Source organism: Atopococcus tabaci DSM 17538, from assembly GCF_000429585.1.
GTDB lineage: Bacteria > Bacillota > Bacilli > Lactobacillales > Carnobacteriaceae_A > Atopococcus > Atopococcus tabaci.
Genome location: NZ_AUCD01000020.1, coordinates 1 through 14,084, shown reverse-complemented (window position 1 = coordinate 14,084; position 14,084 = coordinate 1). Strand labels below are relative to the sequence as shown.

Here is a 14,084-nt window from a genome sequence, read left to right as displayed (position 1 = left end):
ATAATGAACACACAAATGAATAGGATTCAATATAATTCAGCAATAGGGGCTGAGAGTTTCTACCGGACACCGTAAATGTTCGACTATTGAATCTTCAAGACACGTGAAGTAGGGTGTTTTGCGGATAAAATAGCGTTCGTTTACGGATGGTCACAGGACCATCCTTTTTTTGTTTTGGAACTGTCGCCCCGTGGTTGATTGTATTGGATCCACATCATAATAAAAGAAAGTGGGTCAAACTAGTGAGTCAAAAATTGGAGAACTTCTTTCAGTTGAAAGAAAATGGCACCAGTATCGGTACTGAAATAATAGCAGGTATGACAACCTTCTTCGCAATGTCCTACATTGTCTTTGTTAACCCGGCCATTTTATCCATGACCGGTATGCCGTCTCAAGCTGTGTTCCTGGCAACGCTAATTGCCGCATTTGTGGGCACGATGGTAATGGGGCTGTTTGCGAATGTTCCTTACGCACAGGCTCCTGGAATGGGATTGAATGCCTTCTTTACGTACACAGTGGTCTTTGCTTTAGGCTTCTCCTGGCAGGAAGCATTGGCGATGGTTTTCCTCTGCGGGGTCATCAACATCCTGATTACGGTCACCAAAATCCGGAAAATGATTATCCGGGCGATTCCAGAAAGCTTGCAAAATGCCATCGGGGGCGGAATCGGTGTATTCGTCGCTTATATCGGAATCAAAAACGCCGGCTTCTTGACGTTCACTTCTGAAACAGGCAACATCTTGTCCGTGAACAACCAGCCGTATGATCCGGCAGTCTCAACATTTGACGGCGGCATTCAAAGCGTCGTGACAGGCGGAGGCATTCTCCCCGCTTTGACAAGCTTCACCGATGCAGGTTCTCTTTTGGCTTTGTTTGGCTTGATCATCACCGTCGTGTTGGTCATCAAAAAGGTAAAAGGCGCCATCTTGATTGGAATCATTGCCACTACCATTTTAGGCATTTTCATGGGAGTGACCGATTTGTCTGCGATGGCCAGTCCGGCCAACTCATTGGGGAATGCCTTTTCTGAACTGGGTGTGACTTTCGGTGCCGCATTCGGTGCAGAAGGATTGGGTTCTTTGCTTAGCAATCCTGCTCGTTACCCGTTGATTTTGATGACCATCTTCGCATTCAGCTTGTCTGATGTCTTTGATACGGTGGGAACATTCATCGGAACAGGACGCAAATCCGGTATTTTCTCTGCAGAAGATGAAGCGGCTTTAGAAGACAGCAGAGGCTTCAAAACGAAAATGGACAAAGCGTTGTTCGCCGACGCGATTGCCACTTCCATCGGTTCTGTTTTTGGAACGTCCAACACCACGACCTTTGTGGAAAGTACAGCCGGAATTGGTGCCGGCGGACGTACTGGCTTGACCAGTGTCACGACTGCTGTGATGTTCTTGTTGACTGCTTTCCTATCGCCGATTGTAGCGGTTGTTCCAACGCAGGCAACGGCGCCGGCATTGGTCATGGTGGGAATCATGATGTTGTCTTCTTTCACAGAAATCAACTGGGAAGATTTGGAAGAAGCGATTCCGGCATTTTTTGCTTCTATCTTTATGGGATTGGCTTACAGCATCTCTTACGGTATCGCAGCTGGTTTCTTAAGTTACATCATCGTGAAAGCATTCCGCGGAAACGTCCGTACCGTTCACCCGGTGATGTGGGTGTCCGCATCTCTATTCGTTGCCAACTTTGTCATCTTGGCGATGCTATAAATTTTCTCACTGCAGTATGCATAAAAGGGGAACAACCTGAGGGGAGGTTGTTTCTCTTTTTTTGTCTTAACCGAATGAAAAAGTAGTGTATTGTTTTGCTTTCAAACAAGCGATAAGATATAATTGTAACAACAAATCAAAGGGGATGGTTGCGGGCAATGCGAAAGAGTTGTATCCATAAGTAAGCGGCTTCTCTTTTTTTGTTCTGTTTTTTGTGAGCGCAACAAAAAAGAAGAGGCTCATTTTTTATACAATATTTTTTGTAGGGGGTACCATCTGTTGGAGGAGAAACAACAATTAAATGAAGCGTTTTTCACATTAGATGAAAAAAACATCATGGACAAGTTGGGCACATCAAGGGAAGGTTTGAGCTCAGATGAAGTTCAACGCAGATTAGAACAGTACGGCCATAACCAGTTGCAGGAAGAAGAACAAAAAGGTCTCATTGCAAAGTTTTTTGATCAGTTCAAAGACTTTATGATTATCGTACTTCTTGTGGCTGCCCTTGTTTCCGCCGCCTTTGGTGACGTAGCCGATGCAGTCATCATTTTGTTGGTTGTCGTTTTGAATGCTGTCATGGGTGTTTTCCAAGAAAATAAAGCCGAACAGGCCATCAGTGCCTTGAAATCTATGGCTTCACCTGAAGCCCACGTCCGCCGGGGAGGCAGGGTGGAATCGGTAAAAAGTACAGAGATTGTGCCTGGAGACATCGTGTTGCTGGAAGCAGGAGATGTGGTGCCTGCTGACGTACGGTTCCTCGATGCAGCTTCGTTAAAAATTGAAGAAGCAGCGTTGACGGGGGAGTCGGTCCCGGTTGAAAAAAAAGTGGGCGTCATCAGCGATCCGGAAACAGGAATCGGCGACCGCACAAACATGGGATTCATGAGCACCAACGTCACTTATGGACGTGGGGAAGCCGTCGTTGTGGGAACGGGCATGAACACAGAAGTCGGTAAAATTGCCGACATGTTGAATACATCCGAACAAACGATGACACCGCTTCAACGGAACTTGGACCGTCTCGGAAAGTACTTGACGATTGCCATCATTGTTGTAGCCGTCGTTATGTTCGGTGTCGGATTGTACCAGGGCCGTGAATGGCTGGACATGCTGCTTATTGCCATCTCGTTGGCTGTTGCAGCGATTCCGGAAGGTTTGCCGGCGATTGTAACGATTATTTTATCAATCGGTACACAACGAATGGCCGAACGAAAAGCTTTGGTCCGGAACTTACCGGCGGTTGAAACGTTGGGAAGTACGGATGTCATTTGTTCCGACAAAACCGGTACATTGACCCAAAACAAAATGACTGTCGAAAAAGTATACTATAACAATGAGTTTCATGATGACGAAGAAGGAGTCGGGTTGGACAATCCGCTGCTTCGGGCAACCACTTATGCAAACGATACAAACATCACCGCAGACGGCACCTTGGTTGGTGACCCGACAGAAACAGCGCTTGTTCAATACGCATTGGACAAAGGCCTGGATTTGGAAGCGCAGTTGGAAAAAGAACCGCGTGTGGCAGAAGTGCCGTTTGAATCCGATCGTAAGCTGATGTCCACCATCCACCGGTTGAGCGACGGACGTTTTTACGTAGCGACAAAAGGAGCCCCGGACGTGTTGATTGATCGTTGTACACATATCGATCTCAACGGCGAAGTGGTTCCGTTCACTGAAGAGTTGAGACAGAAAGCATTGGAGGCCAACCACGACATGGCGACACAAGCATTACGTGTATTGGCCGGTGGATATAAGTACAGTGATGCAGTGCCTGAAAAAGTCAATACAGAGACTGTGGAACATGATTTGGTCTTTGCTGGTTTGACAGGGATGATTGACCCTGAACGTCCAGAAGCAAAAGACGCGGTTCGTGTGGCGAAAAGAGCGGGTATCCGTCCAGTCATGATCACTGGAGATCACCGAGATACAGCCCAGGCAATTGCCCAACGTTTAGGCATTTTGGAAGAAGGACAAGGTGTCTTGACCGGTCCGGAACTCCAACAAATATCCGATGAAGAACTCGTACGCAAAGTCAATGACGTTTCTGTATATGCCCGTGTTTCTCCGGAGCACAAAGTTCGAATTGTGAAAGCTTGGCAGAACAATGGAAAGATTGTTGCGATGACAGGTGACGGGGTCAACGATGCTCCATCTTTGAAGACTGCCGACATTGGGGTAGGAATGGGGATTACCGGTACAGAAGTATCGAAAAATGCTTCTGACATGGTCTTGGCCGATGACAACTTCCAAACGATTGTCTTTGCGATTGAAGAAGGACGGAAGATTTTCTCCAACATCCAAAAAGCAGTTCAGTTCCTGCTTTCTGCCAACTTAGGGGAAGTTATCACCTTATTTGTTGCCACCTTGCTTGGCTGGACCATTTTGGAACCTGTCCATATCCTTTGGATCAACTTGGTGACCGATACCTTCCCGGCGATTGCTTTGGGAATGGAACCGGCTGAACAAGACGTGATGGACCACCCGCCAAGAGGAAAAGGCGCGACCTTCTTCTCGAACGGGGTATTCCCAAGCATCTTGTACCAAGGGGTATTGGAAGGTGGGCTCACCTTGTTTGTTTATTGGTGGGCAACGAATAACCCGGTACACGCCGGAGACCCGGAATTGGTACACTTGGACGCATTGACCATGGCGTTTGCAACATTGGGATTGATTCAGTTGTTCCATGCATTCAACGTCAAATCAATTAAAAATTCCTTGTTCCAAGTTGGACCATTCCGCAACAAACCGTTTAACTGGGCAGTCTTGTTGTCCTTCGTGTTGCTTGCGATGGTCATCTTCGTTCCAGGTTTGAACGACTTCTTCCACGTTGCGCCTTTGAATGGAGAACAGTGGTTGGCGGTTCTTCTCACATCCTTCTCCATCATTCCGATTGTTGAAGTGGTGAAATTCTTTATCCGTAAATTTGATAAGGAAGACTAAATTGTATAAGAAAAAGACTGCTCACAGAAATGAGCAGTCTTTTTTGTTTGATGATGACGAGAAATTTAAATCTTATTATTCGTAAGTATTGAATTATTTTGGTTGAGCGATATAATAAACTTTGTCACTAAAGAACAACTGTTTTTTAGGATTGGTGGTGGAAAAGCCAATCTGGGACCTTCACTCTTCATGACACCTTCCGAAATGATATTAGGAGGAAGAATGATGGAAACAGTAACCGTTTTACTTGTGTTGGCTGTATTTATTGCTGTCCTTTATGGATTGTGGACCATGCAGAAAAAACACGTGGCTTTTTCAAAACGCGTGTTTACCGGTCTGGGAGCTGGAGTGGTTTTTGGTGCCGTTTTACAGCTTTTGTTTGGCGCGGAGGGAACAGTCACCAGTCAGGCGATGGAGTGGATTTCGCTGGTGGGAACCGGCTACGTCCGTTTCTTGCAGATGTTGATCATGCCGCTGGTTTTTGTGTCAATCATCCGTGCGTTTACGAAAATAGAAGGAACCAAAAATCTGGGAAAAATCAGTGCCACGGTTTTGACCACTTTATTGGCTACGACAGCGGTTGCCGCACTCCTTGGTATTCTAAGCGTCATGCTCTTTAACCTGGACGGGGCGGAGTTTGTACAGGGAGCTGCTGAAGCTGCACGGATCCAAGAACTTCAAGAAAGTCAGCAGCAAGTGGCTGATTTGACGATCGCCGATCAACTCGTCAACTTTATTCCGACCAACTTTTTTGAGGACTTGGCAGGGCTGCGTGACACCAGCGTCATTTCAGTGGTGATCTTCTCTGCATTTGTGGGCATGGCTTACTTGGGTGTCCGCCGCAAAGACCCGGAAAACGGCGAAATGTTTGAACGGATAATTGGCAGCGTGTATGCCATTGTGATGCGCATTGTGACATTGGTGCTGCGGTTGGCGCCTTACGGAATTTTTGCGTTGATGACACGTGCGTTGGCGACCAGCAGTTTCCAGGCGCTGATCAACTTGGCGGTCTTCGTGATTGCTTCGTATGCTGCGATAATCGTGATGTTTCTGCTCCACATGCTGATTTTGGCAGCAATGAAAGTGAATCCAGTTCAATACTTGAAAAAAGCATGGCCGGTTCTCGGTTTTGCGTTCTCCAGTCGTTCCAGCGCGGGGGCACTGCCGCTGAACATTGAAACCCAGCGGCATGCGTTGGGCGTAGACGATGCATCCGCCAACTTCGCTGGAACTTTCGGGTTGTCGATTGGACAAAATGGATGCGCCGGCATTTATCCGGCGATGCTCGCTGCGATTGTCGCGCCGAGTGTGGGAATGGACCTGTTTGACCCGATGACGATTTTGACGATTGTCGCAGTGGTGACCATCAGTTCGTTTGGGGTGGCCGGAGTCGGCGGCGGTGCAACCTTTGCCGCATTAATCGTCCTCGGAACGCTGGGGATGCCGGTGACCATAGTGGGATTGGTCATCTCCGTGGAACCGATCATCGACATGGCGCGGACAATGCTGAACGTCAACGACAGTATCTTGGCGGGTGTTGTTTCTTCCAGACGAATCGGTGAATTCGATGATGCAGTCTTGAATGATGAATCGGCTATTGTCAGCTCGGACATGTAAGATTTCTTTATATGCTTGGATGTTGAAACAAAGAAAACTCCCTGCACCTGTTTTTCGGGTGCAGGGAGTTTTTGTATTATTCGTAACGCAGTGCTTCAATAGGGTCAAGCTGTGCGGCTTTGCGCGCAGGATAAATACCGAAGAAGACTCCGACTGCGGTGGAGAACGCAATCACCAGCAAGACAGCTGAGAGGGTGAATTCAGGGACAATATTGAGTGCCCCGGCAACTACATTTGATAGCAAAATACCCAACGTCAATCCAATGAGTCCGCCAATCAAACTGAGGATGATGGATTCCATCAAAAATTGCACCAAAATTGTGTTGGTGGTGGCGCCCAATGCTTTTCGGGTTCCGATTTCTCTTGTCCGCTCTGTCACGGAGACGAGCATGATGTTCATCACTCCGATTCCGCCGACAAGAAGCGCGATGCCGGCCACAGCGGCGATAAAGTTGATAAACAAGTTCAGCACATTGTTGACTTGATCCAGAGCCTGCAAGAAGTTATACGCCGTGTAGTTGTCTTCGCCCACGGAGTTGTGACGTAGTTCCAACAGGCGGACAACTTGATTGGACACCGGTTCAATGGCTTCCGTCGACTCCGTCTGGATGGTCAAGCCATCGATACTTGTGGCATCGGGGTTCAATTCGCCCATCGTTGTCAACGGAATGGCCACATAGAGCGGCATCTCGCTCAAATCAAACGACCCTTGAAGCTGGTCAAATGTTCCGTCCAATACGCCGATCACTTGCAGATTCAATTGGTTTTGCGTGCCGGACAATTGGATGCTTTCGCCAACGACATCTGTGCGGTTGTTGAACAACGCGCGGGCCGTGTCTTCAGTAATGACCGCGACATTTTTCCCGTCCTCGTAATCGGTCTGGTTGAAATACCTTCCGTGGACCACCTCCGATTCCATCATTTGATTCGTGTACTGCATGTCCGGTGTTCCATACGAAAGAATGGCACGGCGGTCTGCAAATTCCGAAGCGATTTGACTGGAAGCCGTTTCGTCAGGGGAGACGTACCGCACTTCAGGAATGGACTCTTTGATGACTTGAATGTCTTCATCGGTGATCAAGTCTTCGTTTCCATCTTCCGAAGAAGCTGACAAACTGATGGTGGTGGCTCCCAACTCACTGAAAGTGGAGGTCAATTGATTCGCCGCACCGTTTCCGACTGAGAGGATGGCGATGACGGCAGAAATTCCGATAATGATTCCCAGCATCGTCAAAAAAGAACGCATTTTATTGCCGAGAATACTGCCGACGGCCATTTTGAGATTTTCTTTGAACATGATCTAAACCTCTCCTTCCGGCAGCCGTTTTGGCGTTTTTCGTACATCTTTCAGAAGTTTCCCATCCCGGAAATGAACGATGCGTTTCGTGTATTCCGCCATATCCGGTTCGTGCGTCACCATGACGATGGTGGTTCCGGCGTCATTCAACTGTTGGAAAATACGCATGACCTCGATGGTTGTTTTCGAATCCAAGTTCCCCGTCGGCTCGTCCGCCATGATGACGGATGGATTGTTGACGATGGCGCGGGCGATGGCTACACGTTGGGACTGCCCGCCGGAGATTTCATTGGTTTTATGGTACATCCGGTCGGCTAATCCGACTTGTTCCAAAGCTTTTTCTGCGCGGGCTTTCCGTTCTTTGGCAGGCACTTTTGCGTATACCAACGGCAGCATCACGTTTTCCAACACATTCATCCGCGGCATCAAATTGAACGACTGGAATACAAAACCAATTTCTTTGTTGCGGATGTGTGCGCGTTCGTTGTCGTTCAGGCCGGATACATCGGTGCCGTTCAAGACGTAGTTGCCCGAATCAAAAGTATCCAGCAAGCCCAAGATGTTCATGAGTGTGGATTTTCCCGATCCGCTGGGTCCCATGATGGAGGTGAACTCGCCGTCTTCGATGGTCAAACTGACATCGTCGAGAGCCGTCAACGATTCGGAACCCATTTTGTATACTTTTCTTATATCGGTGATATCAATCACGTTTGGCTCTCCTTTCTTTATTCTTGATTTGCTGCGACAGGTGTTCCGTCTTCAATCGCTTCGTTTGGAGACAAAATGACTGTCGTACCGGCAGACACTCCTTCAGTGACTTCGATATGTGTATTGGACTGAATGCCTGTTTGGATAGGTGTTTCTTTTGCTGTGCCGTTTTCGACGGCAAACACAAACGGTTCGTTGTTTTCGTTGTACATCAACGCTTCGAGCGGGATGACGAGCGCGTCCTCTTTGGAAGCGACGATGACTTCTGCATCGATGTCAAACCCAGCCACCAAATTGTCCGCCTCGGAGTCGATGCTGATGACGGCTTGTTGGGCAGTGGTGGTGCCTGTCGGTGTTTGCTCGGTTGTGGCAACCGGGTCGATGTGGGAGACTGTTCCGTCGTAGACGTCATCGCCATAAGTCAGTTCCACCGATTGTCCTTCTTCGATTAATTCGGAATCGGATTTGGAAATGGAGACCGCCACTTGCAGGTTATCCAAATCAGCCACCACAATGGAAAATTGTCCTGATTGTGCGTTCATGTCGGGTTGATCTTCCGATACGTTCACTTCAGTCACGGTCCCGTCCATCGTTGCACGGAGAGTCGTGCCGTCCACATACGTCACCAATGCGTCGTCTTCTGCGACGTCATCACCGACCGAAACGTTCACTTCAGAAACAACCCCTTGTCCGATCAATTCCTGCGTTTCCTGTGGTTCAATCAATCCCGACAGCAGCACGGTTTCCGTGATGGCTTCTTCCGTCGCTTCGCCGAACCGCACGCTTTCGGCCTGCGGTTCGGTTTCTCTTCCCAAGACGCTGTAAGCGACAAAGCCTAAGACGGCCAATACCGCGACGATTCCGATTCCTTTTTTCCAATTCATAATTGTACATCCTTTCGCTTTGAGTATGTAAGTTAACTTCTTAAAAGAAAGAGAGTCACTTCATCAGTATATCGCTTTTAGAAGGCACTTTCCATGAATGCGGGTGAAAGCGCGAAACCTTCGTGAAAATTTCACACTTTTAACAGAGCGCACAGTTTTTATCAGCAGGTTTGTACGTTATAATAGAAAAAAGAAGAAACGGGGAGAGGACGATGAAAACACAACTGTTTGTCGTTGGAGACGTTCACGGACAGTTTTCTATGTTTGAAGAAGTGTTATCCCACTGGAACGAAGAAGAGCAGCAGCTGCTGTTAATCGGAGATTTAGGAGACCGAGGCGAAAACCCCAAAGCTTGTTTTGAACTGGCCGATAGATTGATTCGGGAAAAAGGAGCCATCTGTTTGAAGGGCAATCACGAAGACATGCTGATTCAGTTTTTGAATCATCCGGAAGAAAACTATGCGCTTTACCGGATGAACGGCGGGATGAAAACCATCCAATCTTTCTTGCATGCAGGAGCGCATGAGGAATATTCCCCGACAGAAATGGCCATGATGCTGGAAAGCCGCTACCCGTTTTTACGTCCATTTTTGGAAAACCTGACGCTGTATTATGAATGGGAGAACTATGTTTTTGCTCATGCGGGAGTCGACTTATCGAAACGGGACTGGAGAAACACGGCCGACCAGGATTTTGTATGGATTCGGGAAGGATTTTATGACCGTCAAAACCGTACCGGGAAAACCATCGTCTTCGGGCACACCATCACCCCGATGCTGCATGGGGATAACCGGACATCCGACTTGTGGATCACGGATGATGGAAAAATCGGCATTGACGGAGGCGCAGTGTATGGCGGCTCCCTCCACGGCGTCATTTTCGATAAAAACGGCATTGTCAGAGACATTCAATTGAAAAACACCGGCTATGTATGGGATGGAAGTATTTGAAAAAAACAGAAGGAGCACGTGGATGAGGATAGGCATTTTGTCAGATTTGCATATTGATGGAAATGAAAAAGCATTGCCGGAAGGGCAGAATTACGAACAGCTGCTGAGCCGGCTGTTGAAAAGACAACGAGTAGATCAGTTGTTGTTGGCGGGGGACATATCGAGCGACTACCGTGTTTCCCAAGAGTTTTTGGACCGGCTGCAGCACGAAAGCGGGATACCCGTCTTGTTTGTGCCCGGCAACCATGACTTTTGGTCCAAAAAGAACGGCGTCACCCAAACCAAAGACATTTATGACTTCTTTCAGCGTCAGCCCGAATCGCTGATTGCCCGTCCGCGTCTGTTGAATGACGAATGGGCGGTTGTAGGGAGTCCGGGCTGGTACGATTACGGATACGGCAACCACGACATGTATTCGCTGAAAAAATTTGCTGAAAAGAAATACCGCTTTGCTTCTTGGAATGACCGCCATTACATTGATTGGGGCATGAGTGACCGGGAAGTGAGCCGGCGCATGCTGCGGCAGCTGGAAAGCGACCTTTCCCAAGTCGGAGACCGTAAAGTGATTTTGATGACGCATGTGGCGACCCATCCCGAGTTCGTGGTTCCCCTGCCGCATAAAATTTACGATTACTTTAACGCTTTTCTGGGCAGCGTCTCTTATGAGGCATTGTATGAAAAGTATCCGATTGCGTTGAGTGTGATGGGGCATGTCCATTTCCGCAAAACCTATCGAACAAAAGAAACCACATTTGTCTCGGCTTGTCTGGGCAACAAAAAACATTGGCGCTCGACAGATCCGGCAGACGAATTGGCACAGACATTGGTCACAATGGCCCTCTAAAAGCGGGAACCCCCCCGCTTTTTTTGTGTGCTCATTTCAAAACGGCCGGCTTGCCAAACCGCTTCGCATGACAAAACTCCGTATGATACACTTACAAGTGGACACGAAAGAAGGAGAGAAATATGACAGACAACCAAAGCGACAAACTCATATTAAATTTATTGAAAAAAGAATTGAGCGGATACCGCGACCAGCAATTGACCGCCGTATTGAAGTTGTTGGAAGAAGGCAATACCGTTCCGTTTATCGCCCGTTACCGTAAAGAAGCGACCGGATCGCTGGATGAAGTGCAAATTCGGGAAATCGAAGAGCGACACACGTATTTGCAAAACTTGGAAAAACGAAAAGAAGAAGTCCTCAACAGCATCCGGGAGCAGGAAAAATTGACGCCGGAGCTGGAAAAAGAAATCCGAAAAGCCGACAAGATGCAGCGCGTGGAAGATCTGTACCGGCCTTACAAACAAAAACGACGCACGAAAGCCACCATTGCGAAAGAAAAAGGGCTGGAGCCTTTAGCGGATTGGCTGCTCACATTCCCCAAACAAGGAGTGGAAGAAAAAGCCGCTGCGTTTATTGATGAAGAAAAAGAAGTCCCAACGACGGAAGCGGCTCTGCAAGGCGCCCATGAAATTCTGGCGGAACGGGTAGGGGAGCACCCTGAATACCGAAAATGGGTTCGTCAGTTCACTGAAAAAAACGGCGCCATTGTGTCTACAAAGAAAGACGCGGACAAAGATGAAAAAGGCGTCTACGAAATGTACTACGAGTATTCGGAACCGGTGAAAAAAGTGGTGCATCACCGCATATTGGCCATGAACCGGGGAGAAAAAGAAGGCATCTTGACGGTCAAGATTGAAGTGGAAGAAGAAAAGATATTGGAGCACATCAACCTGCAGGAAATCCCGGCAGGCACACGGTCACCGGCTTCGGCCTACGTCAAAGAGGCGGTGGCGGACAGTTACAAGCGGTTCATCGGCCCCGCCATTGAACGGGAGATCCGTGCCCAATTGACGGAATCCGCCGAAGAACAGGCGATAGACGTGTTTGGGGAGAACTTGCGGAATCTTTTGCTTCAGGCACCGTTGAAAGGACGCACGATTCTGGGATTGGACCCGGCCTACCGCACAGGTTGCAAACTGGCGGTGATTGATGCCACAGGGAAGGTGCTGGATATCGCGGTGATTTACCCGCATCCTCCGGCCAACCGCTCCCAGCGCGCTGAAGCGGGACCGAAATTGAAACAATTGATTGACACACATGGAGTCGAAACGATTGCCATCGGAAACGGAACCGCCAGCCGGGAATCCGAAACCTTTGTGGCGGAGCTGTTGAAGGAAGTGGACCGGCCTGTTTCGTATGTGATTGTCAACGAAGCGGGGGCCTCAGTTTACTCAGCCAGTGAAGAAGCCCGCCGGGAGTTTCCGCAGCTGCAGGTCGAAGAGCGGAGCGCTGTCAGCATTGCCCGCCGTCTGCAGGATCCGCTGGCGGAACTGGTGAAAATCGATCCGAAATCCATCGGGGTCGGACAATACCAGCACGATGTGTCCCAGAAGAAACTGACGGCCCAACTCGACTTTGTGATTGAAACGGTCGTGAACCAGGTCGGTGTCAACGTCAACACCGCCAGCGCCGCCCTATTGCAGCACATTTCCGGGTTAAACAAAACCACCGCTCAAAACGTGGTCACGTACCGGGAAGAAAATGGCCCGTTCACCAAACGTTCCCAGCTGAAAAAAGTGCCGCGCCTGGGACCGAAAGCTTTTGAACAATCAGTCGGATTTTTACGTATTCCAGAAGGCAAAGAACCGTTTGACAACACCGGCATTCACCCGGAGACTTACAAAGAAGCCAAACAGATTCTAGAGTTGGCCGGCTTGAAACAGAGCGACGTCGGAACCGATCAGGCGAAGGAATCCTTGTCGAAATGGAACTTAACCGACTTGAGCAACGAAGTGGATCTCGGAAAAGAAACGGTGAAAGACATCGTGGCGGCATTGATGGCGCCGGGGCGCGACATGCGGGACGATATGCCGGCGCCGTTGCTGCGGACAGATGTGTTGACGATGGAAGACTTGAAGCCGGGTATGGAACTGGAAGGCGCCGTCCGCAATGTGGTGGACTTCGGAGCATTCGTTGATGTTGGCGTAAAACAAGACGGCTTGGTTCATATTTCCAAACTAAGCAACAAATTCGTTAAACATCCGAGCGACGTCATTGCGGTGGGAGACATTGTGACCGTTTGGGTTCAAGATGTGGATGTACACAAAGGCCGTATCTCTTTGACCATGATCAACGACTGACGGAGGGAAAAATGAACCAACGAGAACTGCAAGCACTTGTGGAAAAGATTTCCATCGATTCGTTCGGCCGGCCGTTCCGACATCAAGCCACTTTCAACAAGCGATTGAAGACCACCGGCGGCCGTTATCATTTAAAGACGCACCATTTGGACTTCAACCCCCAAATATTGGACGTGTTTGGAGAGGAAGAGTTAATCGGGGTAATCAAACATGAGCTCTGCCACTACCATTTGCATCTGACTGGAAGAGGCTACCGCCACAGGGACAAGGACTTCAAAGAATTGCTGCAGGCGGTCGGAGGAACGCGCTATGTGCAGTCCCTACGTTCGATTCAGGTCAAAAAAGTATGGCAGTACCGGTGTGGAGCCTGCGGCAAGCTCTATATCCGCCAACGCCGGTTCGATACCTCAAAATACGTCTGCGGAGAATGCAGCGGCAGACTGCACCTTATTGGGCAGGAAGAAATATAAGCAAACCCAGCGGACTGGTGAGGTCCGCTGGATTTCTTTTAGTGCGCCCGGCATGGGCGACAACTTGGTGGTGAAAGTCCACTACAGACTTGGCAGTAGGAACTGTTAGCGAAAGTCAAGGGTGTCCGCCGTGAGGCGGAATCTGAAGGAAGACGGACGCAAATGCTTGCACTGACGAACAGAAACTTCATACAAAGGCTGAATCAGGACGGATGAGCTTGCTAAACAAAGTGAAGTCCGATACTGCCCGAATCCTGTACAGTAAATGGAGCAGTGACATGAGCAGAAGGTTGTCGTTCTTACCCGGGGAGGTCTCGTCAGCGCTTAGTAGTAACAACGAATGGCGAGAAGTC

Annotated in this window: 10 protein-coding genes and 1 riboswitch; of the genes, 7 read left to right on the top strand and 3 right to left on the bottom strand. The window is 48.9% G+C overall.

Going from position 1 to position 14,084, the window contains the following annotated elements:
* The first annotated feature begins 7 nt into the window (after nt 1-7).
* A riboswitch (purine riboswitch) is annotated at nt 8-106 on the top strand.
* A 148-nt stretch (nt 107-254) separates the two neighbouring features.
* The 3 genes from G470_RS0104670 to G470_RS0104660 all read left to right on the top strand — a co-directional run bounded on the left by G470_RS0104670 (nt 255) and on the right by G470_RS0104660 (nt 6,278).
* Nucleotides 255-1,718, top strand: coding sequence for an NCS2 family permease (locus G470_RS0104670; RefSeq protein ID WP_028273820.1), 1,464 nt, complete (start codon nt 255-257; stop codon nt 1,716-1,718).
* A 279-nt stretch (nt 1,719-1,997) separates the two neighbouring features.
* Nucleotides 1,998-4,661 (top strand): calcium-translocating P-type ATPase, PMCA-type, encoded by a 2,664-nt coding sequence (locus G470_RS0104665; RefSeq protein ID WP_028273819.1) that lies wholly within the window; start codon nt 1,998-2,000, stop codon nt 4,659-4,661.
* A 225-nt stretch (nt 4,662-4,886) separates the two neighbouring features.
* Entirely contained in the window at nt 4,887-6,278 is a 1,392-nt protein-coding gene (locus tag G470_RS0104660) for an L-cystine transporter (protein ID WP_028273818.1), read from the top strand.
* Between the two features lie 76 nt (nt 6,279-6,354).
* On the opposite strand, the gene G470_RS0104655 is transcribed toward G470_RS0104660, so the two are convergent.
* The 3 genes from G470_RS0104655 to G470_RS0104645 are packed head-to-tail and all read right to left on the bottom strand — an operon-like array spanning nt 6,355 to nt 9,167.
* Nucleotides 6,355-7,575, bottom strand: coding sequence for an ABC transporter permease (locus G470_RS0104655; RefSeq protein ID WP_035445099.1), 1,221 nt, complete (start codon nt 7,573-7,575; stop codon nt 6,355-6,357).
* A gap of 3 nt (nt 7,576-7,578) precedes the next feature.
* Nucleotides 7,579-8,283, bottom strand: coding sequence for an ABC transporter ATP-binding protein (locus tag G470_RS0104650; protein WP_028273816.1), 705 nt, complete (start codon nt 8,281-8,283; stop codon nt 7,579-7,581).
* Between the two features lie 17 nt (nt 8,284-8,300).
* Nucleotides 8,301-9,167 (bottom strand): efflux RND transporter periplasmic adaptor subunit, encoded by an 867-nt coding sequence (locus tag G470_RS0104645; protein ID WP_028273815.1) that lies wholly within the window; start codon nt 9,165-9,167, stop codon nt 8,301-8,303.
* A 212-nt stretch (nt 9,168-9,379) separates the two neighbouring features.
* Here G470_RS0104645 and G470_RS0104640 point away from each other — a divergent pair, with 212 nt between their 5' ends.
* From G470_RS0104640 to G470_RS0104625, 4 genes are all read left to right on the top strand, one after another.
* Nucleotides 9,380-10,117, top strand: coding sequence for a metallophosphoesterase (locus G470_RS0104640; RefSeq protein ID WP_028273814.1), 738 nt, complete (start codon nt 9,380-9,382; stop codon nt 10,115-10,117).
* 22 nt (nt 10,118-10,139) lie between these two features.
* Nucleotides 10,140-10,961 carry a metallophosphoesterase gene (locus G470_RS0104635; protein ID WP_028273813.1) on the top strand — a complete coding sequence of 274 codons (822 nt, stop codon included), beginning with the start codon at nt 10,140-10,142 and terminating at the stop codon, nt 10,959-10,961.
* A gap of 122 nt (nt 10,962-11,083) precedes the next feature.
* Nucleotides 11,084-13,261: a Tex family protein gene (locus tag G470_RS0104630; RefSeq protein WP_028273812.1), complete on the top strand. Its 2,178-nt coding sequence runs from the start codon at nt 11,084-11,086 to the stop codon at nt 13,259-13,261.
* Between the two features lie 11 nt (nt 13,262-13,272).
* A complete protein-coding gene (locus G470_RS0104625) occupies nt 13,273-13,731 on the top strand; it encodes a SprT family protein (RefSeq protein ID WP_028273811.1) in 459 nt (152 codons plus the stop codon).
* Nucleotides 13,732-14,084 lie beyond the last annotated feature (353 nt).

Bases quoted from the DNA above. Each gene is read 5' to 3' on its own strand.
- G470_RS0104635 (WP_028273813.1), top strand. From the start codon at position 10,140: ATGAGGATAGGCATTTTGTCAGATTTGCATATTGATGGAAATGAAAAA.
- G470_RS0104645 (WP_028273815.1), bottom strand. From the start codon at position 9,167: ATGAATTGGAAAAAAGGAATCGGAATCGTCGCGGTATTGGCCGTCTTA.
- G470_RS0104625 (WP_028273811.1), top strand. From the start codon at position 13,273: ATGAACCAACGAGAACTGCAAGCACTTGTGGAAAAGATTTCCATCGAT.
- G470_RS0104640 (WP_028273814.1), top strand. From the start codon at position 9,380: ATGAAAACACAACTGTTTGTCGTTGGAGACGTTCACGGACAGTTTTCT.
- G470_RS0104630 (WP_028273812.1), top strand. From the start codon at position 11,084: ATGACAGACAACCAAAGCGACAAACTCATATTAAATTTATTGAAAAAA.
- G470_RS0104660 (WP_028273818.1), top strand. From the start codon at position 4,887: ATGGAAACAGTAACCGTTTTACTTGTGTTGGCTGTATTTATTGCTGTC.
- G470_RS0104655 (WP_035445099.1), bottom strand. From the start codon at position 7,575: ATGTTCAAAGAAAATCTCAAAATGGCCGTCGGCAGTATTCTCGGCAAT.